This window comes from Aeromicrobium terrae (genome assembly GCF_008039565.1).
GTDB lineage: Bacteria > Actinomycetota > Actinomycetes > Propionibacteriales > Nocardioidaceae > Aeromicrobium > Aeromicrobium terrae.
Map to the genome: position 1 here is coordinate 239,472 of NZ_VDUX01000003.1, position 23,897 is coordinate 263,368.

Here is a 23,897-nt window from a genome sequence, read left to right on the forward strand (position 1 = left end):
TCACTTCTCCAGACGCTTCAGAGCCGCCTGCTGGTACTGGTCGTCCACGAGCGACTTCACGTCGACCGGCTTCTTGAGCTGGCCGGACTCGCGGAGGATCTTCTCCAGGTACTCGAGCTTCGGCATGTCCACGCCGCCGTCCGGGTCGACGAGCTTCTTCTGGATGATCAGGTCCTGCGTGTAGGTGACCATCGGGTCGTCCGGCGAGACCTTGGCGGCCTTGGCCGAGATCGCAGCGGCCTCGTCCGGGTGGTCGTAGGCGTAGCGCAGGCCCTCGATCAGACCGGCCATGTATCGGGTGGCCAGGTCGCCCTTGTTCTTCAGGCTGTCGTTGCGGGCGATGATCATGTACCGCGGGTAGTCCGGGATGACGTCCGCCGAGAGGGCCAGCACGTTGAGGCCGTCCTTCTCCGCCTTCGGCACGAAGTCCGTCGCGTCGGCCGTGGCGGCCACGGTGCCGGCCTTCACCGCGCGGTACCGGTCGGGGTTGCCGCCCGCGTTCACCGGCTTGATGTCCTTCCAGTCGACGCCCGCGTCGGACAGCATCAGCTGCGCGACGAGCGCCGGGAGCCCGGCCGGCGACGAGATGCCGATCGGCTTGCCCTTGAGGTCCTTGATGCTCTTGTACTTGCCCTGGGCGAAGATCGCGAACGGCATGCCCGCCATGGACGAGCCGATCACCTTGGCGCCGAGACCGCCCCGCGCCTCGGCGAGGTACAGGCCGCCCGGGCTCTGCTCGATGGCGTCGACCTCACCGGCGGCCAGGGCGGGGTACACCTGCTCCGCACTCTTCAGCTCGACGAACTTGACCTTGACGCCCTGCTTCTCGTAGAAGTCCTTCTCCTCCGACATGCGCAGGAAGCCGCAGTCGCTCGTGCACGGCATGCGGCCGACGACCCAGGTCTTGTCGTCGCCGCCACTGCCGGATCCCGAGCCGCACGCGCTGAGCGCGAGTGCCGCCATCACGGCGACCGCGGTGGCGAGGCTGGAGAGTGCTCTCGTCTTCATGGGGGGCTCCTGGTAATTAGTTAACTGAAGTTGATGATTTGAGTGAATGATCGGTACCGTAACGGGTTCGCCTGTGATGGACAACACATCAGCCGAACTTTCTTCAAAACCCCTGATCAGAGAGGGGAGATCAGGCCTTGTAGCGGACCTCGAACGTGAGACAGCCGTCCTCCGAGGTCCACGGGCCGTGCTCCATGCCGGGCGGCCGGCAGGCGAAGCTGCCGGCCACGAAGGTCTCGTCCAACCGGGTGTCGTGGAGCGACCCCTCGAGGACGTAGACCTCCTCCCAGAAGTCGTGGACCTGGACGCCGTTGGGCGTCGTGTCGGTCCCGGGCTCGAACCGCAGGATGCGGGTCGCCACTCCCCCGTCGCCGTCGCGAGCCAGGATGCGCTCGGTCAGCTCGGGCACCACGCCTTCGCACGGGGTGAACTCGACGGTGTCGACGGGACGGAACTCCAGCTCGGGCTTGGCCATGGTGCTGCTCCTCAGGTGCGTGGGGTCAGGGCTGTGCGTTCAGGGTTGGGTGGCCGGGGTGGCCACGGCGGTGTCGAGGTCGGTGCCGGCCCCCGGCAGGCCGGCCCACTCCGCGAAGTCGCGGAGGCCGGCGAGAGCGGCGGGTGAGATGGCGGGCTCGTAGAACGGCAGGTCGCGCTCGATGATCCCCGCGATGAGTCCGGTCTCCATGTCCGGGAACAGCCCGGTGGCCACCTTCGTCGCGAGCGACGGGTCCTCGCGCAGGGCGTCCTGTGCGCGCACGAGGGCTCGTACCGCCGCCGCGGCGACGTCGGGCTGCTCCTCGGCCAGCTTCCGCGTGGTCATCAGGGCCGGGAACGTGGTCAGCGCCGGTTCCTGCTCGCCACGACGCGCGTCGAGGATCACCTTGCCGACGCCACGCTGGACGGCCACCTCCGCGCCCATGCCGTTGGCCCAGAACGCGTCGATGCGCCCGTGCGCGAGGGCGTCGGCGGCCGTGACGCCGAACGAGACGGAGTCGGAGTCGGTGCCGGGCACCGGGGCGATGTCGATGCCCCGCTCCTCCACGTCGATGCCGGAGAGGGCGAACAGGCGGCGCAGCCCGTCGTCGGGCCCGGGGGCCGCCCCGATGCGGAGGTCGCGCAGCGACGACCAGGTCCCCGGCTCGAGCTCGGAGTCCGCCGGGACGACGAGGAACCAGTACATGTGCTGCGCGAGCGCGGCGAGGAGCACGGTGTCCGTCCAGCCGCGGGCGTCGTAGAGCGGAGCGTGCGCGGCACCCGCGAGGAGGTCGATCTCGCCGTCGCGCAGCGCGCCGGCGGCGTCGGTGACGGGGAACCGCAGCTCGAGGGTGACGTCCAGTCCCTCGTCGCGCAGCGTCCCGAGCTCCACCGCCGCGACGGCGGGGAAGTACGAGTTGGAGATCAGGTCTGGAACGGCGAGACGCACGTGGAACTCCTCGGTCGAATGTGATTTAGTTAACGCAAGTACCATACTTAAGATCAAGGATTTGTCGAATGTCCCTGGCAGACCAAGGTGCGGCCGCCGTGATGCGGTCCCTGGCTGATCGCGAGCCGGCGCTGCTCGTCGGGGACGACTGGTCCCCCGCCCGGTCCGGGGAGGTCCGCGAGACCGTGGACCCGTCCACCGGGTCACCCTTCGCACGCTACGCCGTAGCCGGACCCGCGGACGTCGACGCCGTGGTCGCGGCAGCGCGCGAGGCTCAGCCGGCGTGGGCCGCACTGCCCGTGCAGGCGCGCGCGACCTGCCTCGAGCGGCTGGCCGACGTCATCGAGGAGCACGCCGAGGAGATCGCCCTCGTGGACGCGATCGACGCCGGGCTGCCGGTGGAGCGGATGCTCGGCGACGTCGCCGGTGCGGTCCGCGCGCTGCGCGGCTGGCGCGGCGTGGCCGAGACCCTGCGCGGCGAGGTGCTCCCGGACCCGGACGTCCTCCACTACACGCGGTACCGCCCGTTCGGGGTCGTCGCCAAGATCGTCGCCTACAACCACCCGTTCCTGTTCGCGGTCAAGGGCAGCCTCGCCGCGCTGGTCGCGGGCAACACCGTCGTCGTGAAGGCCGCGGACCAGACGCCGATGTCGGCGCTGCTGCTCGCCGACCTCGTGCGCGGCGTCTTCCCGCCCGGCGTCTTCTCCGTCCTCACCGGTGACGGCCGGACCGGCGACGCCCTGGTCACCCATTCCAACGTGCGGCGCATCGGCTTCACCGGCAGCGCCGCGACCGGACGCCTCATCCAGCGCCGCGCGGCCGAGGACGCCGTCCGCTCGGTGTCGCTCGAGCTCGGCGGCAAGAACGCGATGATCGTCTTCCCCGACGTCGACGTCCCGCGCGTCGCCCACGAGGTCGTCAAGGCGATGAACCTGCGGGCCAACGCCGGCCAGTCCTGCGGCTCCACGTCGCGACTCTTCCTCCACGACGAGGTCCACGACGTCTTCGTCGACGCACTCCGCCAGGAGCTCGAGGCGTTGACCCTCGGTGCTGCGTACGACCGCGCCGCCGACATGGGCCCGGTGATCTCCGCCCAGCACGCCGAGCGCGTCCGCGGGTTCATCGACGAGGCGTCCACGTCCGCGAAGCTCGTCACGGGCGGCCTCGACGACCGGCGCGTGCCCGACCGCGGCTTCTTCGTCGCCCCGACCGTGTTCACCGACGTCGACGACCAGGCCCCGCTCGCCACGGACGAGGTGTTCGGTCCGGTCATCGCCGGCTTCCGCTGGAACGACCGCGACGACATGCTCCGTCGCGTCAACGCCGTCGACCACGGCCTCACCGCGAGCATCTGGACGCGCGACGTGTCCGAGGCGATTCGCACGGCCGACGCCGTCGAGTCCGGCTACGTCTGGGTGAACGACAGCACCACCCACTACTGGGGCACCCCGTTCGGCGGCTGGAAGGACAGCGGCCTCGGCCGGGAGGAGTCCCGCGAGGAGCTGCTCGGCTACCTGCAGCTGAAGAGCGTGCACGTCCGGGTCGACGACCCCACCACGAAGGAGAACCGATGAGGACAGCGCTGGTGCAGGTGGAGAGCCCGCTCGACGAGCCCTGGCAGGAGCGGGTCGAGCGCGTCGGCTCGCTCGTGTCCGGGCTCGACGCGCCCGACCTGGTCGTGCTGCCCGAGCTCTGGGCCACCGGCTACTTCGCGTTCGACGGCTACGACGAGCTGGCACAGCCGATGACCGGCCCGCTCGTCGAGACGCTGCGCGGCTGGGCCAGTGACCTCGGCATCCACCTGGCTGCCGGCAGCGTGCTCGAGCGCGACGAGACCGGCCGGCTGCACAACACCGCCCTGCTCATCGGGCCGGACGGCGAGCTCACGCTGACGTACCGGAAGGTGCACGTCTTCGGCTACCAGTCGTTGGAGTCGAAGCTGCTCAGCCCCGGCGACGACGCGACCGTCGCGGAGACGGACCTCGGCACCGTCGGCATGACCACCTGCTACGACCTCCGGTTCCCCGAGCTCTACCGCCACCTCGTCGACCAGGGCGCGCGGATCGTCATCGTGCCCGCCGCCTGGCCGGCCCCGCGCCTGGAGCACTGGCAGCTGTTCACGCGCGCCCGAGCCGTCGAGGACCAGGTCGTGCTGATCGCGTGCAACGCGGCGGGTCGTCAGGGCGACGTCGAGCTCGCCGGCCACAGCGCGGTCATCGACCCGTGGGGCCGCGTGCTCGCCGAGGCCGGGTCCGACGAAGAGGTGGTCGTCGTCGACGTCGACCTGGACGTCGTGGACGCCACCCGCATCGAGTTCCCGGTGCTCGACGACCGTCGGCTCCGGACCACCAGCACCTTCGCCCGAGAGGACCTCGCATGACCACGCTCACCGTCGCCGGCAGCCAGGAGACCCTGACGCTGACCGACCCCCGGCTCGTCGTGGCCGGCTACACGGCCCGCGACCAGGCTGCCGTCCGCGCCCACATCGACGAGCTCGCCGCGATCGGCGTCGCTCCCCCGCCGGCCGTGCCGATGTTCTACCCCCTCGACGCGTCGCTCATCACGACCGACAGCGCCATCACGGTGGCCGGCGCGCAGACGTCCGGCGAGGTCGAACCGATCGTGGTCTGGTGCGGCGGGCAGCGCTACCTCGGCATCGGCAGCGACCACACCGACCGCGAGCTCGAGACCGAGAGCGTCGCCGACTCGAAGGCCGCCGCACCGAAGCCCATCGGCAGCAGCGTGCTGCCGCTCGACGACGCCGTGGCCCGGTGGGACGACATCGCCGTCCGCTCGTGGGTCGACGGCGAGCTGTACCAGGAGGGTCAGCTGTCCGCGATGCTCCGGCCCGACGACCTCATCGGCATGCTGACCGAGCGCGGCGAGCAGCCCACCGGGGACGCCGTGATGTTCTGCGGCACGGTTCCGCTGCTCGGTGGCACGTTCGTGCACGGCACGAAGTGGCGCATGGAGCTCGGCGTGCCCGGCGGCGACGCGATCACCCTCGAGTACGAGGTGTCCGTCTCCGGCTGATCAGCTCGCGGTCGCCGTCGTGCGGATGACGTCGGCGACCACGTCCGGGCAGTCGTGGTACGGCAGGTGACCTGCGTCGAGCGTGACGTGCCGGGCCTGCTTCAGCGCGGCGCGGGCCCGCGGCGCCTGCCGCTTGAACGGGAGGATGCGGTCCGCGTCGCCCCAGGCGACGGTGACTCGCGCGTCGTCCAGCTCGTGGCCGTCGACGAAGGTGTAGCCGTCGAAGGCCTTGAGCGCCGCGGCGAACGCCGGCGCGGCGAACGCGTCGCGGAACATGGCCCGGACGTCGTCCGCAGGGATCGAGGCAGGTCGCTTCACCATCACCCGGAGCGCGAACAGGCCGGGACGGGTGAGGGCCGCCGTGATCACGCTCGACTGGATCCGACGCGGCGTGTGGGCGAGCGCGCCGAGGACGGTCTGGGTGTAGCGGCGCTCAGCCGGCGTCCAGAACCCGGCCGGCGAGATCGCCGTCGCGGAGCGGACCGCCCCACGACGGGCCAGCTCCAGCACGATCGCGCCGCCCATCGAGTTCCCGGCCACGTGCGGACGGTCGAGCCCCTGCTCGGCGAAGAAGGCCTCGAACGCGTCGGCGTAGGCACCGATCGTCGGCTCGACGCTCTCGGGCAAGCGCTCAGACCTCCCGAAGCCGGGCGAGTCGCAGGAGTAGATGTCGAAGTCGTCGAGCCGCTCCATCACCGGCAGCCAGGCCTGCGCGTGGTGCCCGACGCCGTGCAGCAGCACGAGCGGCGGGCCGTCGGCCGGCTGTCGGAGGTGATGCATCACCCGTGCTGCGCCGTCCAGCCCTCGGCCTGCTGGTGCACGATGCTGACCAGCTTCTCCAGGCCGAGATTGACGTCGAACAGGTGCGTGCCCCACGTCGGCGGGAACTCCAGCGGGCGGCGCGACTGCGGACCCACCGGGTCGTAGCGGAAGACGTGCGTACCGCGGATGGTCTTGCACGCGCCCTGGTAGCGGTCCGGCGGGCTCACCCACGTCGTGTCGGCCTTCGGCACCTTGAGCTTCACGCTGTAGGCGATGCCGATGCTGATCGGCCCGGGCGCGAACGGCTCGCTCGGGACGGTGACGCCGAACTCGCGGTGGTCGCCGCTGATGACGGCAGGGTCGGTGCAGGCGACCTCGCGCGGCGCCGGGCCGCGCTTGATCTTCACCAGGGGCGTCAGGAGGTCGATCTGCGCGTTGCCGAAGAACGGGATCACCGGGTCGGACGCGTAGGTCGAGTAGGCCACGACGCAGCCGACCTGACCCTGCTCCGTGCAGATCGGGATGTTCGCGAAGTCGCCACCGGTGGTGCTGCCCTTGGCGGTCAGCACGTTGCCGCCGAGCAGCAGGGCACCGACGAGCTGGTCGCGCACCGCCGGGTTCGGGTCGATCTCCTGCTGGATCAGCTTGCGTAGCATGATCGATCCCTGCGAGTGACCGATGAGCACGACGCCACGGCCGTGGTTGTCGTGGGCCAGGTAGTCGTTCCAGGCGTTGAGCACGTCGCGGTAGGCGAGCCGGTCGGTGCCGATCACGCCGCCGGGAAGACCAGCGAGGGTCATCTGCCGGTAGACCGGCGCGAACATCCGGCACTGGCTGGAGAACCGGGCCGCTTGGTACTTCGCGATCGACCGCACCTCCGGCGTCGCCCGACGGCGGGCGTTGAGGAACGGGTCGTTGGAGACCGTCGGATAGACGAAGAAGCAGTCGACCGGGCGCTCGTCCTCGGCGGGCCGCGGCAGCGTGCTCACCTCCGACGTCCCGTCGGCGTGCTGGTACGTGGTGTCGAGGCCGATCTCGCACGGGTTGTCGGCCAGGCCGGGCCGGCAGAGCCAGAGGATCGGGTCGGGAGCGGCGGAGGCCGGGACGGTCACCAGGAGCGGGGCGACGAGTGCCACGGCGAGCAGGACGATGCGTCGGGTCACGGCGAGAGTTTCCCACGACAACCGCCTCGGACGCGCTGACTAGTCTCAGCACATGGCCACCGTCATCCTCGTCCGGCACGGACGCTCGACCGCGAACACCAGCGGGGTGCTGGCCGGCCGGGCCACGGGCATCACGCTCGACGAGACCGGGGAGCAGCAGGCCGCGCGCGTGGCCGAGCGGCTCGCCGCGATCCCGCTCGTCGGCGTCGTGTCGAGTCCGCTGGAGCGCTGCCGTCTCACCGCGCGCGCGATCCTCGAGCGCCAGGAGGGCGGGCTCGAGCTGATGACCGAGCCCGACGTCATCGAGTGCGACTACGGCGAGTGGGAGGGCCAGGAGATCAAGGACCTCGCCAAGCAGGACCTCTGGACCCTGGTGCAGACGCAGCCGTCGTCCGCGCGGTTCCCCGGGGGCGAGTCGCTCGCCGAGATGCAGCACCGGACGGTGGCCGCGGTCCGCCGGCTCGACGCGGCGTTCGAGGCCGAGCACGGCACGAGCGCGGTCTGGGCCCTGGTCAGCCATGGCGACCCGATCAAGTCCGTCCTGGCCGACGCGCTCGGCATGCATCTCGACCTGTTCCAGCGTCTCGACGTCCATCCCGGATCGGCGTCGGTCGTCCGACACGGGACGCAACGGCCCGCCGTGATCGCCGTCAACACGGCCGAGGGCGACCTCGGCTGGCTGGCGTCGAAGCCGGAGGAGTCCGACGCCCGTGTCGGTGGTGGAGACGCCTCCTAGGATTGACGACATGAGCACCGTCGTCCACGGATTCGACTGGCCGGACCGGTTCGTCGTCGGCACGGTCGGCGAGCCCGGGGAGCGCACGTTCTACCTCCAGGCCCGCATGGGTTCGGAGCTGGTGAGCGTCGCGCTGGAGAAGCAGCAGTCCGCCCTCCTCGCCGATCGGATCGAGGAGATCCTCGACGACCTGATGACCGAGGACGGCAACCCGTTCAGCATCCCCGCCACGGCGCCCGACGGCCTGATCGACAACGACCCGCTCGAGCAGCCAGTCGAGGAGCAGTTCCGCGCCGGCGCGATGGGGCTGGGCTGGGACCCGTCCACCGCGCAGATCGTCATCGAGGCGTTCCCGCTCGTCGACCTCCCCGACGACGCGGACGAGTCCGAGCTCGTCGAGATCGAGCCGGAGGAGGTCCTCGTCGTGCGGATCCCCGTCGGCAGCGCTCGGGCGTTCACCCGGCGCACGCGCGACGTCGTGCTGGCCGGCCGTCCCATCTGCCCGTTGTGCGAGCAGCCCATGGACGCCGACGGCCACGTCTGCACGTTGCCCGAAGGGTTCCAGTGACGGTCGAGGTCGACCTGGCCGGGGAGCTCGAGCTGACCGGCCGGATCGTCCCGGCGTCCAACGCCACCTTCGTCGGCACCATCGGCGACGTCCGCGTCGTCTACAAGCCGGTCGCCGGGGAGCGCCCGCTGTGGGACTTCCCCGACGGCACGCTCGCGCTGCGGGAGGTGGCGTCGTACCTGGTGTCGGAGGCGTTCGGCTGGGACGTCGCGCCGCGCACCTGGCTGCGCGACGGCCCACACGGCGTCGGCATGGTACAGCTCTGGAAGGAGCCCGACCCGGCGCAGGAGGCTGTCACGGTGGTGGCGGCCGGTGAGGTGCCCGAGGGCCTGCTGCACGTCTTCGACGGTCTCGACGGCGAGCAGCGCCCGGTGTCGCTCGTCCACGAGGACTCCCCGGCCCTGCGCCGCATGGCCGTGTTCGACGTCGTGGTCAACAACGCCGACCGCAAGGGCGGCCACGTGCTCGAGATGCCCGGCGGTCACCGGCACGGCGTCGACCACGGGCTGACGTTCCACGACGAGCCCAAGCTGCGCACCGTCCTGTGGGGCTGGCTCGGCCAGGAGCTCAGCGACGACGAGCTCGCCGGTGTCGAGCGCGTCCGGGCGGCCCTGGACAACGAGCTCACCGCGGCGGTGGCCGACCTGCTCAGCCCGCCCGAGCTCGACGCCCTCGTCGCGCGCTGCGACCGCCTGCTCACCGAGCGCCGCTTCCCGGGACCCGAGGGCGACATGCCCGCCGTCCCGTGGCCCCCGTTCTGAACGACTACCCCTCCGGCCCGACCAGCCGAGGCGTCCAGGTGATGGTGAACCTCACCCTGCGATCCCCGCGATGAGCGAAGACGACGTACGAACCCGTCGCGCTCATGCCGAAGTGCACGAGGCGAGCGACTTCGACGAGGCTCGGGGCGACTCCGAGCGCGCCCACGGCCGAGAGGACAGGAGCCAGGGCTTCCTCTGCCGGGCGCAGCGACCTCGACCGCATGGGCAGACCGCGGATGGCGAACCGCGCGGCGAGCCAATCGCTCGACGAGACCGCCGGAGCCGAACCCAGGTCCGGCCAGTCCGGGAACGTCGCCACCGAGCTCCGAAGCTCGTCGATTCGCTCAGGCTCGAGTCCGAGCTCGGCCTGCGACGACAGCTGGCCGTCGTCGAACCGGGGTCGTCGAAACATGCAGACACCGTAGGGCTGCGAGCGAGGTGTGCACCGACGTTTGCCGCCTCGACGCCGGAGACGGGTCGGCATGAGGAGGCCCGAGCGGGCGGTGCGTAACCGGCAGACCTCGGGCCTCAGGTTCGAGGTCATTATCACTCCGTCAGACGCGCTCGTCGAGTTCTCGGGGGACGGCGACGACGTCGACGAGGGCGCCGTTGCGCAGCACCGTGATCTCGACGCGCTGGCCGATGGCCTCCTCGACCATGAAGCGCTGCAGCTCGGTCGCGGACCGGACCGGCTCGCCGGCGGCCGCGACGATGAGGTCGCCCCGACGCAGGCCGGACGACGCCGCCGGGCTGCCCTTCACGAGCTCGGCGACGTAGAGACCGGTGCGTTGGCGGAACCGCTCCGCGACGTCGGCGGGCAGCGGTCGCTGCGACCCGGCGACGCCCAGCCATGCGCGCCGCACCCTGCCGTTCCGGGTCAGGGCGTCGATGATCGTCCGCGTCGTGGGGTTGATCGGCACGGCCAGCCCGAGGCCGACACCCGCGACGGCGGTGTTGACGCCGACGAGGTGGCCGCGGCTGTCGGCGAGCGCTCCTCCGCTGTTGCCGGGGTTGAGCGCGGCGTCGGTCTGGATGACCTCGTCGACGACGCGACCGTTGCTCGTCGGCAGCGACCGACCGAGCGCGGACACGATGCCGGCGGTGACGCTGCCGGCCAGTCCGTGCGGGTTGCCGAGCGCGACGACGATCTGACCGACCTGCAGGGTCCCGGCGTCGCCGTACGGGACGGGCGGGGGGACGTCGCCGCGGGCGCGCAGCACCGCGAGGTCGGACAGGGGGTCGGCCCCGATCACGTCGGCCACCGTCTCGCGACCGTCGGCGAACTCGGCCAGCACCTCGGACGCGTGCCTGACCACGTGGGCACTGGTGAGCATCAGCCCGTCCTCGCCCACGACGCTCGCGCTCCCCGCACCCCGGGACCGCGCGGTGCGCACCGACAGGCTCGCGACGCTCGGCGCGACCGCCGCCGCGACGCGGGTGATCACCTGCGAGTACGCGTCCAGCGCCTCGTCGTCAGCCGGGACGTCGGGCTCCATGCGTCATGGAACCACGCGGCGCCGCCGGTGAATCCCACCGTTCACTCTCGGCGGAACGGTTGACGAGCGACTCCGTAAGTCGTAACTTACGGTTCGTGGCAACTAACGAAAGCGTATCACCGTGGGACCTGCTGGGTGACCCCACCCGCCGGGCCATCGTCGAGCGCCTGGCCACGCAAGCACTCGCGGTCGGGGAGCTCGCCGACCATCTCCCGGTCAGCCGCCCCGCCGTCTCCCAGCACCTCAAGGTGCTCAAGGACGCCGGCCTGGTGTCCGACCGGGCCGACGGGACCCGCCGCGTGTATCGCCTCAATCCCGCCGGCGTGAGCGCGCTGCGCGACCAGCTCGACACCTTCTGGCAACGGGCTCTGTCCGGCTACCAGGACGTCGTCGAGGACGACACGACTACTCAGGAGGACTCATGACCGAGACCACGTCCGCCCCTGTGGTGCGCCGACAGATCGTCGTCGACGCACCACCGGAGAGGGCCTTCGACGTCTTCACCGAGCGCTTCGGCGACTTCAAGCCGAAGGAGCACAACATCATGGCGTCGCCGATCGCCGAGACGGTCTTCGAGCCGCGGGTCGGCGGCCACATCCTCGACCGCGCCGAGGACGGCACCGAGTGCCGCTGGGCCCGGATCCTCGCGTTCGACCCGCCGCACCGTGTGGTGTTCAGCTGGGACATCGGCCCGCAGTGGACCGTCGAGCCGAATGTCGAGAACTCCAGTGAGGTCGAGGTGACCTTCGTCGCGGACGGCCCCGACCGCACCCGCGTCGAGCTGGAGCACCGGAACCTCGACCGGCACGGCCCCGGCTGGCAGAGCGTCGCCGACGGCGTCGCGGGCGACGGTGGTTGGCCGCTCTACCTGGACCGCTACTCCGCGCTGCTGTCCGGCTGACCTGGAAGCGTGTGCTTGGCTGGACCGATGACCATCGACGACTGGCTCGGGCAGGCGATCGATCTGGCGGTGAAGAACGTCAGCGACCAGGGCGGTCCGTTCGGCGCGGTAGTGGTCCGCGACGGCGAGGTGATCGGCGAGGGCACCAACCGGGTCACCGCGACGCTCGACCCCACCGCCCACGCGGAGGTCGTGGCCATCCGCGACGCGTGCCGCCGGACCGGCGAGTTCGCGCTCACCGGCGCCGTCCTCTACGCGTCGTGCGAGCCGTGCCCGCTCTGCCTGGCCGCCTCGCTGTGGGCGCGGGTCGACCACGTGGTCTTCGCGGCCACGCGTGAGGACGCCGCGGCGGCGGGCTTCGACGACGCGCGCTTCCACCGAGCCCTGACGGCAAAGCCGGAGGCGTGGGCCGACACGCTCGAGCACCGCGACCACCCCCGGAGCGGCGACCCGTTCGCCGCCTGGCACGCCGACGCCAGCCGCGTGCCCTACTGACCGCAGATTTTCTCCAAGCCTCACTCGTATAAACTGGTGTCATGCCGGACACCACCGAGGCGATCGTGCTCGCCGTGTTCATCCTGGCGACCAGCATCTGGATCGGCGGCTACGTCGCCATCGCGGTCGTGGGTCGCGCCGCCACCTCGACCCTCGACACAGCGTCCCGCGTCGCGTTCTTCCGTTCCCTCGGCCGGCTCTACGTCTGGGTGGGCGTCCCGGCCCTCGCCGTCGCCCTGGCCACCGGTGCGGTGCTCACCCGCGAAGTCGACGCGGACGGAACCTACGCGGCGCTGGTCGCCGTGCTCGTCGCCCTGGTGGGCGGCCTCATGATGGCCGTCGCACAGGCGCGCCGGATGACCCGGCTGCGCCAGCGCCTGCTGGACTCCCCGGCCGACGCCTCGCTGCAGGCGCGAGTGGCCCACGGCGGCCGGACCGCCGGGCTCCTGCGCGCCGCCCTCGGCCTGCTCAGCATCGCCGCCGTGGTGCTCGGCTCCTTTCTCGCAACCTGACACGGAGGTGTCCGCATGAAGACCATCGACCTGGCTGAAGTTCTGACCCAGGAGCATCGCGAGATCGATGCCGGGATCGAGGCGTTCGTCCGCAGCCTCGCCGCCGGCTCGGTCGAGCCCGACCCGCTGGTGGGCGCCATGGCCGCGCTCCGGCGCCACATCTACCTCGAGGAGACGCTCCTCTTCCCGCCGATCCGTCACGCAGGGATGTCGATGCCCCTGCTCGTGATGGCCAAGGAGCACGGTCTCCTGTGGCGGCTCATGGACCACCTCGACTCCCTGCTTGCGGCGCAGGACGTGGACGCACTGCAGGTCCGGTGCGAGGAGCTCCAGCTGATCCTCGATCAGCACAACCGCAAGGAGGAGCCGATCGTCTACCCGCGCAGCGCCGGCGATCTCACGTCGGAAGAGGCCCAGGTGCTCGCGCAGTTCGTCGAGTCCGGGTCGACGCCCGACGGCTGGGTGTGCGAGGCCGTCGGCTGATCAGCCCGGGACCGTCGCGACGGTCAGGAGCACGGCGGAGTCCTCCAGTGCCTCGAGGTCGTGCCGCATCCGAGGGATCGCGACGTGGCCTCCGGCGCTGACCTCCCACTGGTCGGAGCCCGCGGTCAGGAGCACCCGTCCGCGCAGCACCTGCAACGTCGCCTCGCCGGGACTGCCGTGCTCGCCGAGCGCGTGCCCGGCAGCCAGGGCCAGCACGGTCTGGCGCAGCGCGACGTCGGCGCCGCCGTGGATCGTCCGGGCCGCCCGGCCCGACGTCGCAGCGCGAGCCGCGTCGACCTGCGTCTCGGCGAGCTCCGTCAACAACACGACCTCGGGCGTCATGACCCGACCGCCGCGAGGTGCGCCGTGCACAGGTCCGGCTGGGCGAACGGCACGAGCCGCTCGACCGTGACGTCGGCGTCCAGCGCCTCCAGCACGCCGCGCATCAGCCCGAGGTGGACGGGGCAGACGACGTCCGCGCGATCGTCCACGAGCTCCAGGAACGGGCAGTGCCGCAGCCCGATCACGGGCAGGCCCTCGCCCTCGAGCAGCTGGGGCGCGAAGTCGAGGTCCTCAAGGACGTCGACGAGCTGCGCGACGGGCTGGCCCTTCCCTGGCACCACGCCACGTCCCCAGGCCCGTCCGGCCTCCACCGCCCGGCGTCGCGGGCTCTTCTCCGAGGCGAGTCCGGCGGCCAGCACCTCGGCCAGCATCCGGTAGTGCCGCGGCCCGGTCGGGTCCATCGCCCTCACTGCGGCGAACAGCTGCGGTGGCCGTCCCGGGCCGCGACGCTCCGGTGCCACCTGCGCCACGCGGCCGTCCTCGACCAGCGTGTCCAGGTGGAAGCGCACCGTGTTCACGTGCGTGCCGAGCGCGTCGGCGATCTCCGCGATGCTCATCGGCGCCTCGTGGTCGCGCAGCAGGACCAGGATCTCGTCGCGTCGGCTCATGGCCTACAGTTTACACAAATTGGACTTGTATAAATAGGAGGCGCGCGATGACGCAGACGACGAACGAACCCGGGACCCAGGAGGTCGACGTCCGCGGCATGCGCAAGCCGGACAAGCACCCGACGATCTTCGCCGCCTACGCCGCTCTCACGGTCGGCGACTCGTTCGTGCTGGTCAACGACCACGACCCGCAGCATCTTCACGACGAGCTCGAGGCCGACCACGCCGGCAGCTACGACTGGGCCTACCTCAACCGGGAGCCCCGCGACTGGCGGATCCGGATCACCAAGCTCGCCAGCACTCCCCTGCCGCGCGTGCTCGTCGACACCACCGCGATCGCCGCCGACCCGACGGTCGCCGACGCCGCCGGAGCCGCGTGGCGACTCGAGGCGAAGGACCGCGACCTCGACTCCAACCTGATCGTCGTCCCGCCGAACCAGGTGATCGACGCCCACGCGGGGCCTGATCTGGACGTCCTCGTCCACGTCCTCGCCGGCCGCGGCACGCTCGCCACCGAGCTCGGCACCGTCGAGCTCAGGCCCGGCCAGCTGCTGTGGCTGCCTCGCCGGTCGCTGCGCGCGTTCACCGCCGGCCCGGACGGCCTCCGCTACCTCACGGTGCACCAGCGCCGGCAAGCACTCGTCCTCGCGCCGACCCGCTCGGCCGACTGACTCAGCGCAGCGGGTCGAAGCTGTCGAGCAGCCGCTCCGACGAGCCGCGGGCTACCCGCTCCGCGAGCAGCCGGCCGGTGAGCGGGCCGAGCGCGATGCCCCACATGCCGTGACCACCGGCGACGTAGACACCGGGCGTCTTGGTCGCGCCGACGAGTGGCAGGCCGTCGGCCGTGCACGGGCGGGAGCCGACCCACTCGTTCGTGCGGGCGTCCCAGTCGACGCCACGCAGCAGCGGGGCTGCGGCGTCGACGATCGCGCGGATGCGGCGCGGGTCGGGCGGCGCCTTCGGCCGGCGGAACTCCATCATCCCGGCGACGCGGAGACCAGGGTTTCCGTCGGCGTCATGGATGGGCGTGCAGGCCACACGCTGGCTCGGGAAGTACACCGGGTTGGATGGCGGCGACTCCGGCCGCACGAAGAAGCTGTAGCCGCGGCCGGCCTGCACGATCGTCTTCACGCCGTGCGGGCGGGCCAGCCGGCCGAGCCAGGTGCCGGTCGCGACGACGACGGCGTCGGCCTCGATCACGTCGCCGTGCAGCGGTGTGACGCGCACGCCGGACCCGGCCTGCTCGACGGAGACGACCTCCGTCGCGGTCTGCATTGTCCCGCCGCGCGCCTGGACCGCCTCGGCGAGCGCGTTGACGAACCGGCCCGGGTTGATGAACCGCTGGCCGCGCAGCAGCACGCCGTGCGTCACCTGCTCCGACAGTGCGGGCTCGATCTCGCGCAACGCCGCCCCGTCGACGAGCTCGTACTCGGTGCGGCCGCCCACCTCGGCGACGTGCTCGAACTCCTGCACCAGGCCGTCGCGGTCGCTCTCGGACAGGAAGGCCGCGACGAACGGGTCGGCCGGGAGCGTCGACGCGTCGACACCGCCCAGGGTGAGCTCGTCGAACGCGTCGAGCGCGCTGCGATTGGCCTCGGCGAAGACCGCCATCGCGGCCCGCCACTTCTTCGGCGTGCAGTGCCGCGCGAAGTCGGCGAGGAACGTCAGCAGCTGGCGGTTCGTGGTGACCGGGACGTAGACCGGCGACGACGGGTTGATCACGGCCTTCACGCCCATGCCCAGGATCGCGGGGTCCGGCAGCGGCAGCGTGAGAGCCGGCGCGAGCCAGCCCGCGTTGCCCCACGACGACCCCGCCGCGACGCCCTCACGGTCGACCACCGTGACGCGCACGCCCTGCTCCTGCAGGAACCAGGCCGTGGCGAGCCCGACCATGCCGGCGCCCACCACGACGACGTGCTCGGGTGCGCGTGCGTCGGTCATGGGGCCACTCAACCACTGTCGGGGCCCGCAGCCGCACCGGGTCGACCTACACTCCCGGCATGCACCGCATCTACACCGTGAGCGTCGCGTCCGTGTACCCGCACTACGTGACGAAGGTGGAGAAGAAGGGGCGCACGAAGGCCGAGCTCGACGAGGTCATCGAGTGGCTGACCGGCTTCGACGGGCCCGCACTCCAGCGACACCTCGACGACGGCACCACGTTCGAGGAGTTCTTCGACCAGGCGCAGCTCAACCCGAACGTCTCCCTGATCACCGGGACGGTGTGCGGCGTGCGCGTCGAGGAGATCGAGGATCCCCTGATGCAGAGGATCCGCTACCTCGACAAGCTCGTCGACGAGCTCGCCAAGGGCCGCCCGATGGAGAAGGTGCTCCGGGCCTAGCCGCGCTGAGCAGCCCAGGTCCGCGCGAGCTGCATCTCCAGCGCCGGATAGACCACGAGGTACCGGAACGGCTTGATGAACGCCATGTACGCCTCCTCGAACAGTCCCCGCGGCTTGACGTAGACGGCCATCTGCCCCTGGTACGTCCCGTCCTCCCGGCGCGCCCAGCCGAGGTGCATGACGCCGTGCACGGTCTTGTTCGACACCTCGGCGGCCAGCTCGTCCTCGATCTTGTACAGCGGGACGAACGGGACGCTCGCGAACCGCACGTCGTCGGCCGTGCCGCGCAGGTCCGCCGGCAGTCGGCCGACCAGGCTGGTCTCCGACGTTCCCGGGATCGGATCGCCGCTCAGCCCGACGTCGTCGGAGATCTCCCCCAGGTTGAACCACCGGCCGAGCAGGTCGCGCGCCTGCCAGAGGAAGCGCGCAGCGCGGTTGTTCGCGTGCGCCGGGTCGCCCGAGGTTGCCAGCGCAACGGCCCGGTCGAAGTCGTCGATGGTCCCGGTGATCTCCGGCAGCACCCAGACGTCCTCGAGCGTGAAGTCGCGGACGATCTCGTGGATGCGCCACGGCCGGTCGAGGTGGACCCGGTTCGGTACTCGCATCGTCCTGCTCCATCCATACGCTGTCGTATGTTCATGTTGCCGCCGCATCGAGCGCGCGTCAATACGGTGGCGTATAGATTAGGTCACATGGCGACAGTGAAAACTCCCGCCGAGGCGTGGATCAGTGCCGGCCTGCGCGCGCTCGCCCGCGGTGGTCCCGACGCCGTGCGGATCGAGCCGATCGCCGCCGACCTCGGCGTCTCCAAGGGCGGCTTCTACTGGCACTTCGCCAACCGCGCGGCGTTCATCGAGCGCATGCTCGACACCTGGGAGAAGACGGTCGTCGAGGATGTCATCGCCGAAATCGACAGCCACGGCGGTGCGCCGCGAGACCGCCTGCGAGAGCTGTTCCGGATGGCGCAGGCGTCAACACGGTCGACCGACGGCCTTGGCGTCGAGCTCGCGATCCGCGACTGGTCGCGTCGCGACAAGGCCGTGGCCAAGCGGCTGCGCGGCATCGACGACCGCCGCATGGCGTACATGCGTTCCCAGTTCTTGGAGTTCAGCGCCGACGACGAGGACGCCGAGGCCCGCGCCCTCCAGGTCTACGCGCTGATGGTCGGCGGCTACTTCATCGCCTCGTCGAACCCCGACCTGCCGCGAGCTCAGGTGGTGCGCCGGGCGCTCGAGCTCCTGCTCGCCTGATCCCGCCCGGCCGCCTCCAAGACCCACGGGTTCTCTGCGAGACGCTCAGTGGACCCGTCGATCAGCGAGCTGGCCTCATGCTCGTCGGTCAGGTTCCGGCTGCACGATCGACCGCGCAACGGCGAGATACCGCGCCAGGAAGACATCCTCGGGCAGCTCGCCGTCCGAGTGATACCAGCTGGCCACGCCCAGACAGAGCGAGGTGATGGCCCGGCTCGCATCGATCGGGTAGGGAGTCTGGAACAGGCCGGCGGCCACGCCGTCGGAGATGACGACATCCAGCATCCGGTTCAGCTCCTCCTTGCGCGCCACGTAGCGAGCACGATGATCGGCGGAGAGGTTACGCAGCTCGTTCGCCGACAGCATGGCGCCCTTCTGCCGGTACATGTGGAACCGGAGCAGCGACTCCACGAGCAGGTCGAACTGCCCGGCCACGTCGTCGCCCGCCTCGGCTACTGCGAACCGGCTCCGCTCGATGAGCTCGTCGACCACGACCATCATGAGGTCGAAGAGGATGTCCTCCTTCGACTTGTAGTGGTGATACAAGCCGGGCACCGAAAGGCCACAGCGCTCAGCGAGCTGCCTGATCGAGGTGCCGTGGAACCCCTTCTCCGCGAACGTGTCGAGTGCAGCGGAGAGGATGCGGGAGATGCGCTGCTCCGAGTAGACCCGCCACGTCCGGTAGTCGTCGGTCGGTTCGACGTCGTCCTGACCGGCCGAGGCCGCACGCTCGCTCGCGAAGTTCACGATCCAGTCCAGCGCCGCAGGATCATCGACGGCGGCCGCGCTGATCACCTCGCCGGTTCGTTGGCCTGCCAGGAGACGCTTGACCGGGACCTCGAGCTTCTTCCCGGTCTTGGTGTGCGGCAGGATCGGCGCCACGATGACCTCGTCCGGAACGTGTCGCGGAGAGGTGTGTTCGCGCAACCGATCCCTGACCCGCCGATCGATCTCGGCCTCGTCGACGGCGTCTCGATCACCAGTCACGACGACGAACAGCGGCATCCAGTAGCCGCCGTCGGCACCCTCGACCCCGACCACCAGCGAGTCGAGGACCTCAGGCAAGGACTCGACGGCCTCGTAGATCTCGGCACTGCCGAGGCGGATCCCGTTGCGGTTCAGCGTCGCGTCTGACCTACCGTGGATGATGATCGTGCCCCGGTCGGTCAGCGTGATCGAGTCGCCGTGTCGCCACACTCCCGGGAACTCGGCGAAGTAGGTGTCTCGGTAGGTAGAGCCGTCGGGGTCGTTCCAGAACCCGATCGGCATCGACGGCATCGGCTGCGTGATCACCATCTCGCCACTCACGCCCGGCGGAACCGGGCGTCCGTCATCACCCCACACCTCCAGCGCGACCCCGAGGGCCGGACCACTGATCTCCCCGTCGTAGACCGGCAGGATCGGGTTGCTCGAGACGAAGATGCCGACGATGTCGGTGCCACCGCTGGTCGAGCCGACCTGGACACTCTCACTGACGTGGTCGCGGATCCAGCGGTTGGCCGCCGAGGGCAGGATCGAACCCGTGACGCCGATCATCCGCATCTGCGAGAGATCGAGGTCACGGCCGGGCTCGCAACCCGCCTGTTCCGACGCCCGGAGGTAGCCGGGACTCGTCCCGAACACCGTGACGCCCAGGTCGGCAGCGATCTGCCACAGCCGAGCGGCTGAGGGCTCGATCGGGTTCCCGTCGTAGAGCACGATCGTGGCCCCGTGCAACAGGCCACACACCTGCGCGTTCCACATCATCCAGTTCGGGCTGGTGTACCAGAAGAAGATGTCGTCGGACCGAAGATCGAGGTGGAACCCCGGGGACGCGAACTGTTCCAGCAGGGCACCCCCATGACCGTGGACGATGCCCTTCGGCTTCCCCGTGGTGCCTGACGTGAACAACACCCACAAGGGGTGGTCGAAAGCCACCGGCACCACGTCGACATTCCCGACGCCGTCGACAGCCTCGTCCCACGTCATGGAGAAGTCGCCGTCGACCGGGAGGGACAGACCGGCGGTCGACACCGTGATGGTGTGTCGCACCGTCGGCAGCAGCTCACGGAGAAGACGCACTTCATGGCGTTGGTCGTGAACGACGCCCTTGAAGAAGTAGCCGCCACCACAGATCAGCACCTTCGGCTCCAGCTGGGACAACCGGTCCGCGGCCGCCCGAGCGGTCAGGTCCAAGCCGGCCTGCGACCAGGTGGCGCCGATCCACGCGGTCGCCATGAACGCGATGACGCCTTCAATCGAGTTCGGGAGGTAGGCCACCACTCGGTCGCCGGTCTCGACGCCTAGGGCACGGAGCCGGGACGCCAGGGCCAGGACCCGGCGGCGAAGCTCCCCGTGCGAGATGGAGGTGGTGGCGCCGTCCTCAAGCACCATGACGACGGCGTCACGATCAGGATCAGGGCCACGCAGCAGGTGCTCGGCGAAGTTCAGCGTGCCGCCCGGGAACCATCCGGTGTCCGGCATCGGCGCGCCGTCCCACACGGCGTCGGGCTCACGATGGAAGCGGACCTCGAAGTATCGCGCGACTGCCTCCCAGAATGCGTCCGGGTGCGACGCAGCCCAGTCCTGAATCTCGTGGAAGTCCGTGACGTCCTGGAACGACGCGACACCGTGGTCGATCAACCACCGTGCGAACGCGACGATCCGAGCGTTCTCGATCTGCTGTGGCGTCGGCACCCAGGACGGCTCGACCGGTTCCTCCATCACGCTCCGACTCAGGTCCGTGATCACGTTCTCGACCATGGCCGCCCCCTGCTCGTCACGCTCGCCGGGGCCACAGCGAGCCCCGGGTGATCACGACATCCATGGCGACGGCCACCACGAGCACCCCACCTGTGGCGAAGTTCTGAACCTCAGGCGAGTATCCGAGGAGCTGCACACCATTGCTGATCGATCCGATCACCAGCGCGCCGAGGAGAGCGGACCAGACCGATCCTCGCCCGCCGAACAGGCTGGTGCCACCCACGACCGCTGCCGCGATCGCATTCAGCATCAGGGGTCCTCCGCCTGACGAGTTCGACACACTCAGAAGCCTCGCCGCGTCGACCACGCCCGCGATCGCTGCGCAGAACCCCAGGATCGCGAACGAGTAGATGATCATGCGACTCACCGGGATTCCCGCCCGCCTGGCCGCGTCCCGGTCACCGCCGACCGCATAGAGATGGATGCCATACCGGGTGCGCGTCGTGACGTACGCGGCGACGATCAGCATGGCACCGAGGATGACGACTGGCAGCGGGAGACCGTCGGCCCTGGACAGGACCGTCACACCGCCGAACACGGCCACACCGATGACCAGCGACAGGACACCGGCCCAGATCCGGTCGTTCGACGAGCCTCGGGCATGGATCCACCGGCTGATCGTGTAGCCGACCCAGACGACTCCGGCCACGAGGTAGGCGACTGTCGTCGGAACGTCCGCGCTCGCGATCTCGGCATAGTCCGTTCCGCCGACGCTGACGGTGAACTCCGGCGGCAGGACGACGAGCAGCAAGCCCTGGAACACCACCATGCCGCCCAGCGTGACGATCAGGGACGGCACTCCGAAGACCACGATCACGGCTTGGATCACCATGGCGATCATGCCGAGTGCGATGCCCGCCGCCAAGGCCAGATAGATGTTCCATCCCGACGTGACGGCATAGTTCGCCACGACCGTCGCGCAGACGCCCGACAGGATCGCCGACGACAGGTCGATCTCGCCGACGAGAAGGACGAACACGATGCCCAGGGCGAGCATCGCGGTGGTGGCGATCTGAAGGATCAAGTTGGTGATGTTCTGCGAGCTGAGAAATGCCTCGTTGCGCGTGTAGAAGAAAAGCCAGATCGCCCCGAGAACCATCAGGACCGGAATGTTGCTGAGACGGTCCTCGAAGATCCCCGCGAGCCGCGACCAGGCTGGCGCGCCGTCAGTGCGGCCGATCTGGGTGCTCATGCGACACCCTCGTGTGCGCCGGTGATCGCAGCGACGAGGTCGCTGGACGTGTAGTCGCCGCGGGAGAACTCCGCAACCTTCGACCCGAGCCGAAGGACCACCACGCGATCGGCCACGTGCTGGACGTCCTTGAGGTCGTGAGAGATCACCAGGACGCCTCGGTTGTCCTCCTTCAGTCGCAGGATCAGATCGAGCACCTCAGCGCGTTGCGAGACCCCCAACGCTGCCGTGGGCTCGTCGAGCAACACGAGGCTCGGATCGGAGACCAGCGCCCGGCAGATGGCGATTCCTTGCCGCTGCCCACCGGACATGCCCCCGACGGGCGCCGTGAAGGACCGCAGTCGCACGGACATGCTGTCCAGGACCTCGCGCGCTCGGCGCTCCATGGCACGCCGACGCAATGTCCGCCCCCTCCACCAGGGATCCGTCTCTTCCAGGCCGAGGAAGAGGTTCTTGACGGCGTCCAGGTTGTCGCACAGCGAAAGGTCCTGGTAGACGGTGTGGATTCCGACCGCCGCGGCGGCGCGGGGCGAATCCAGTCGCACCTCGACACCGTTGACGTGCAGGACGCCACTGTCGGGGCGCTGGACGCCTGAGACGACGTTCACGAGCGTCGACTTGCCAGCACCGTTGTCACCCACGAGAGCGATCACCTCTCCCCGTCGCAGGTCGAGATCGACCTCGTGGAGGGCCCGGACGCCGCCGAAATGCTTGGACACACCGGAGATCTGGAGGAATGGGGTCGTCGTCGCGCTGTCGGCCGATGGTGGCACGGCGGGAGGCATGTGAGGTCCTTTGGTCGGGGTGATGGCGGGGCGGCCGTGGAGGTACGACCGCCCCGCCGATCGAGGCAGATCGGCCGGACTACCCGACCTTCTCCTTGCAGGTCGGCGTGTCCTTCGCCGGGCCGGTGCAGATCTGCTTCCAGGTGAAGATGCCGAGATCGACGGCGGTCTGGACGGCGTCACCGGGATCCTTGCCCTTCTCCAGGTGGATCAACGTCGACGGAAGCTTGGCGGTCGGCACCTGGGCGCCGCCGTTGTCGACCACGTCCTTCACCAGGTCGGCCGGCGGCTTGTCGCCCGCGATGGCAGCCAGGGTGATCTTCGCGGCCGCCTCGGCCTCGACGGAGAACGCCTTGAGCACGTTGTCCTGCTGGTCGCCGGTGAGCATGTACTGCAGGCCGGTCAGCTCCGGATTCTGGCCGCCGTAGACAGGGATCTTCGCGTCCTTGCTCTTGAGAGCGGCGATGACACCTGCCGTGATGCCGTCGTAGAAGCCGAGGAACGCATCGACCTTGCCCTGCGTCTTCGTCAGGCACTGGTCAGCCGCCTTCTGAGCGTTGTCGGGCGCCCAGTCCTTCACGTAGTCCTCGCAGACGACCTCGATGGAGCCGTCGTCGATGAGGGGCTTGAGCGCACTGTCCTGACCCTTGAGCATCTGAGTGGTGTAGACGTCGCCCTTGTTGCCGTAGAGACGAGCGATCTTGACCGGGGTGTCACCGAGTGCCCCGCTCTTGACCTGCGAGGCGAAGTAGTCACCCTGCAGCACGCCGACGGCGTCCGGATCGAAGATGACCTGCGCGTACATCTCACCCTTCAGCGGTGGGTTCTCGTAGCCGATGACGGGGACCTTCGCGGCCTTGGCCGCGTTCAGCAGGCCCTCGCTGGTGTTCGGATCTGCGGCGACCACGACCAGCGCATCCGCACCGGCAGCGATCGCGGCGTTCGCCTGCGACAGCTGCGTGGCAGAGTCGCCCGCGGCGTTGACGAACTTCACCTCGACGTCGCCATCGAGCTTCTGGATGGCCGCCTTGAAGTCGGGACCGTCCTGCTCGATGTATCGCGTCGGCGTGGTGTTCGGCGCCATGAAGTACACCAGCTTCTTGTCGCCGCCCCCGCTCTTGTCATCCCCCGAGCTTCCCCCACAGGCCGACAGCACCAGGCTTGCGCCGGCACCGATCGCGAGGATCTTCAGCGCCACGCGCCACCTCTTGGTCTGGGACATCGCTTGCTCCTTCACCTATTTCCTACGAGCTGAGTGTTGACGACGGATGACGCCAGAGCGCCGCGCCGCCGCT

The 23,897-nt window shown here is 70.0% G+C and carries 29 protein-coding genes; 14 read left to right on the forward strand and 15 right to left on the reverse strand.

Annotation, left to right across the window (positions count from 1 at the left end):
* The 3 genes from FHP06_RS07825 to FHP06_RS07835 all read right to left on the reverse strand — a co-directional run bounded on the left by FHP06_RS07825 (position 1) and on the right by FHP06_RS07835 (position 2,431).
* Positions 1-1,008 (reverse strand): ABC transporter substrate-binding protein, encoded by a 1,008-nt coding sequence (locus FHP06_RS07825; RefSeq protein ID WP_147685518.1) that lies wholly within the window; start codon positions 1,006-1,008, stop codon positions 1-3.
* Between the two features lie 130 nt (positions 1,009-1,138).
* Positions 1,139-1,483 (reverse strand): cupin domain-containing protein, encoded by a 345-nt coding sequence (locus tag FHP06_RS07830; RefSeq protein ID WP_147685520.1) that lies wholly within the window; start codon positions 1,481-1,483, stop codon positions 1,139-1,141.
* 39 nt (positions 1,484-1,522) lie between these two features.
* Complete coding sequence (locus tag FHP06_RS07835) at positions 1,523-2,431, reverse strand: ABC transporter substrate-binding protein (RefSeq protein WP_187271843.1); 909 nt, start codon at positions 2,429-2,431, stop codon at positions 1,523-1,525.
* Positions 2,432-2,499: 68 nt separating this feature from the next.
* Here FHP06_RS07835 and FHP06_RS07840 point away from each other — a divergent pair, with 68 nt between their 5' ends.
* Genes FHP06_RS07840 through FHP06_RS07850 form a run of 3 tightly spaced genes read left to right on the forward strand, consistent with a single transcriptional unit; the run spans position 2,500 to position 5,464 of the window.
* Positions 2,500-4,005, forward strand: a complete 1,506-nt coding sequence (locus tag FHP06_RS07840) for an aldehyde dehydrogenase family protein (protein WP_147685524.1) — start codon at positions 2,500-2,502, stop codon at positions 4,003-4,005.
* Entirely contained in the window at positions 4,002-4,811 is an 810-nt protein-coding gene (locus FHP06_RS07845) for a carbon-nitrogen family hydrolase (protein WP_147685526.1), read from the forward strand. Before FHP06_RS07840 ends, FHP06_RS07845 begins: the two co-directional genes overlap by 4 nt.
* Complete coding sequence (locus tag FHP06_RS07850; protein WP_147685528.1) at positions 4,808-5,464, forward strand: DUF2848 family protein; 657 nt, start codon at positions 4,808-4,810, stop codon at positions 5,462-5,464. Before FHP06_RS07845 ends, FHP06_RS07850 begins: the two co-directional genes overlap by 4 nt.
* On the opposite strand, the gene FHP06_RS07855 is transcribed toward FHP06_RS07850, so the two are convergent.
* Positions 5,465-6,244, reverse strand: a complete 780-nt coding sequence (locus tag FHP06_RS07855) for an alpha/beta fold hydrolase (RefSeq protein WP_147685529.1) — start codon at positions 6,242-6,244, stop codon at positions 5,465-5,467.
* Positions 6,244-7,389, reverse strand: coding sequence for a DUF3089 domain-containing protein (locus FHP06_RS07860; protein ID WP_187271844.1), 1,146 nt, complete (start codon positions 7,387-7,389; stop codon positions 6,244-6,246). Before FHP06_RS07860 ends, FHP06_RS07855 begins: the two co-directional genes overlap by 1 nt.
* A 52-nt stretch (positions 7,390-7,441) precedes the next feature.
* On the opposite strand from FHP06_RS07860, the gene FHP06_RS07865 reads away from it, so the two are divergent.
* The 3 genes from FHP06_RS07865 to FHP06_RS07875 are packed head-to-tail and all read left to right on the forward strand — an operon-like array spanning position 7,442 to position 9,454.
* Positions 7,442-8,125, forward strand: a complete 684-nt coding sequence (locus FHP06_RS07865) for an MSMEG_4193 family putative phosphomutase (protein WP_147685531.1) — start codon at positions 7,442-7,444, stop codon at positions 8,123-8,125.
* Positions 8,126-8,135: 10 nt separating this feature from the next.
* On the forward strand, positions 8,136-8,693 hold the full coding sequence (locus tag FHP06_RS07870; RefSeq protein WP_147685532.1) for a DUF3090 domain-containing protein: 558 nt from the start codon (positions 8,136-8,138) through the stop codon (positions 8,691-8,693).
* On the forward strand, positions 8,690-9,454 hold the full coding sequence (locus tag FHP06_RS07875; protein ID WP_147685533.1) for an SCO1664 family protein: 765 nt from the start codon (positions 8,690-8,692) through the stop codon (positions 9,452-9,454). The genes FHP06_RS07870 and FHP06_RS07875 overlap by 4 nt, the downstream gene beginning before the upstream one ends.
* A 4-nt stretch (positions 9,455-9,458) precedes the next feature.
* Here FHP06_RS07875 and FHP06_RS07880 read toward each other — a convergent pair whose 3' ends face one another.
* Both FHP06_RS07880 and FHP06_RS07885 read right to left on the reverse strand, forming a co-directional pair.
* Positions 9,459-9,866: a hypothetical protein gene (locus tag FHP06_RS07880; protein ID WP_147685534.1), complete on the reverse strand. Its 408-nt coding sequence runs from the start codon at positions 9,864-9,866 to the stop codon at positions 9,459-9,461.
* Positions 9,867-10,008: 142 nt separating this feature from the next.
* Positions 10,009-10,950 carry a S1C family serine protease gene (locus FHP06_RS07885; protein WP_147685535.1) on the reverse strand — a complete coding sequence of 314 codons (942 nt, stop codon included), beginning with the start codon at positions 10,948-10,950 and terminating at the stop codon, positions 10,009-10,011.
* A gap of 95 nt (positions 10,951-11,045) precedes the next feature.
* On the opposite strand from FHP06_RS07885, the gene FHP06_RS07890 reads away from it, so the two are divergent.
* From FHP06_RS07890 to FHP06_RS07910, 5 genes are read left to right on the forward strand one after another with little or no spacing between them, the layout of a single operon-like run.
* Positions 11,046-11,375, forward strand: a complete 330-nt coding sequence (locus FHP06_RS07890; RefSeq protein WP_230973442.1) for an ArsR/SmtB family transcription factor — start codon at positions 11,046-11,048, stop codon at positions 11,373-11,375.
* On the forward strand, positions 11,372-11,851 hold the full coding sequence (locus tag FHP06_RS07895) for an SRPBCC family protein (protein ID WP_147685536.1): 480 nt from the start codon (positions 11,372-11,374) through the stop codon (positions 11,849-11,851). The genes FHP06_RS07890 and FHP06_RS07895 overlap by 4 nt, the downstream gene beginning before the upstream one ends.
* A gap of 27 nt (positions 11,852-11,878) precedes the next feature.
* Positions 11,879-12,346 (forward strand): nucleoside deaminase, encoded by a 468-nt coding sequence (locus FHP06_RS07900; RefSeq protein WP_147685537.1) that lies wholly within the window; start codon positions 11,879-11,881, stop codon positions 12,344-12,346.
* 41 nt (positions 12,347-12,387) lie between these two features.
* Entirely contained in the window at positions 12,388-12,858 is a 471-nt protein-coding gene (locus FHP06_RS07905) for a hypothetical protein (protein ID WP_147685538.1), read from the forward strand.
* A 15-nt stretch (positions 12,859-12,873) separates the two neighbouring features.
* Positions 12,874-13,341, forward strand: coding sequence for a hemerythrin domain-containing protein (locus FHP06_RS07910; RefSeq protein WP_147685539.1), 468 nt, complete (start codon positions 12,874-12,876; stop codon positions 13,339-13,341).
* Here the strand turns inward: FHP06_RS07910 and FHP06_RS07915 are convergent, their stop codons facing one another.
* Together FHP06_RS07915 and FHP06_RS07920 are read right to left on the reverse strand one after the other, a co-directional pair.
* On the reverse strand, positions 13,342-13,683 hold the full coding sequence (locus tag FHP06_RS07915; RefSeq protein WP_147685540.1) for a cupin domain-containing protein: 342 nt from the start codon (positions 13,681-13,683) through the stop codon (positions 13,342-13,344).
* A complete protein-coding gene (locus FHP06_RS07920) occupies positions 13,680-14,291 on the reverse strand; it encodes a helix-turn-helix transcriptional regulator (RefSeq protein WP_147685542.1) in 612 nt (203 codons plus the stop codon). The genes FHP06_RS07915 and FHP06_RS07920 overlap by 4 nt, the downstream gene beginning before the upstream one ends.
* Before the next feature lie 47 nt (positions 14,292-14,338).
* Here FHP06_RS07920 and FHP06_RS07925 point away from each other — a divergent pair, with 47 nt between their 5' ends.
* Positions 14,339-14,962 (forward strand): DUF2249 domain-containing protein, encoded by a 624-nt coding sequence (locus FHP06_RS07925; protein WP_147685544.1) that lies wholly within the window; start codon positions 14,339-14,341, stop codon positions 14,960-14,962.
* 1 nt (position 14,963) lies between these two features.
* Here the strand turns inward: FHP06_RS07925 and FHP06_RS07930 are convergent, their stop codons facing one another.
* Complete coding sequence (locus FHP06_RS07930; RefSeq protein WP_147685546.1) at positions 14,964-16,232, reverse strand: NAD(P)/FAD-dependent oxidoreductase; 1,269 nt, start codon at positions 16,230-16,232, stop codon at positions 14,964-14,966.
* A 59-nt stretch (positions 16,233-16,291) separates the two neighbouring features.
* On the opposite strand from FHP06_RS07930, the gene FHP06_RS07935 reads away from it, so the two are divergent.
* Positions 16,292-16,633, forward strand: coding sequence for a DUF2200 domain-containing protein (locus tag FHP06_RS07935; RefSeq protein ID WP_147685548.1), 342 nt, complete (start codon positions 16,292-16,294; stop codon positions 16,631-16,633).
* Here FHP06_RS07935 and FHP06_RS07940 read toward each other — a convergent pair.
* On the reverse strand, positions 16,630-17,238 hold the full coding sequence (locus tag FHP06_RS07940) for a DUF2867 domain-containing protein (RefSeq protein WP_147685550.1): 609 nt from the start codon (positions 17,236-17,238) through the stop codon (positions 16,630-16,632). The genes FHP06_RS07935 and FHP06_RS07940 overlap by 4 nt on opposite strands.
* A gap of 87 nt (positions 17,239-17,325) precedes the next feature.
* Between FHP06_RS07940 and FHP06_RS07945 the strand changes: the two genes are divergently transcribed.
* The gene (locus FHP06_RS07945) at positions 17,326-17,883 is read left to right on the forward strand and encodes a TetR/AcrR family transcriptional regulator (RefSeq protein WP_147685552.1); all 558 of its coding nucleotides are present in this window, start codon (positions 17,326-17,328) and stop codon (positions 17,881-17,883) included.
* Between the two features lie 75 nt (positions 17,884-17,958).
* Here the strand turns inward: FHP06_RS07945 and FHP06_RS07950 are convergent, their stop codons facing one another.
* The 4 genes from FHP06_RS07950 to FHP06_RS07965 all read right to left on the reverse strand — a co-directional run bounded on the left by FHP06_RS07950 (position 17,959) and on the right by FHP06_RS07965 (position 23,824).
* Positions 17,959-20,625 (reverse strand): acetoacetate--CoA ligase, encoded by a 2,667-nt coding sequence (locus tag FHP06_RS07950; RefSeq protein WP_147685554.1) that lies wholly within the window; start codon positions 20,623-20,625, stop codon positions 17,959-17,961.
* A gap of 16 nt (positions 20,626-20,641) precedes the next feature.
* Complete coding sequence (locus FHP06_RS07955; protein WP_147685556.1) at positions 20,642-21,817, reverse strand: sugar ABC transporter permease; 1,176 nt, start codon at positions 21,815-21,817, stop codon at positions 20,642-20,644.
* A complete protein-coding gene (locus FHP06_RS07960) occupies positions 21,814-22,602 on the reverse strand; it encodes an ATP-binding cassette domain-containing protein (RefSeq protein ID WP_147685557.1) in 789 nt (262 codons plus the stop codon). Before FHP06_RS07960 ends, FHP06_RS07955 begins: the two co-directional genes overlap by 4 nt.
* Positions 22,603-22,681: 79 nt before the next feature.
* Entirely contained in the window at positions 22,682-23,824 is a 1,143-nt protein-coding gene (locus FHP06_RS07965) for a substrate-binding domain-containing protein (RefSeq protein WP_147685559.1), read from the reverse strand.
* Between the last annotated feature and the right edge of the window lie 73 nt (positions 23,825-23,897).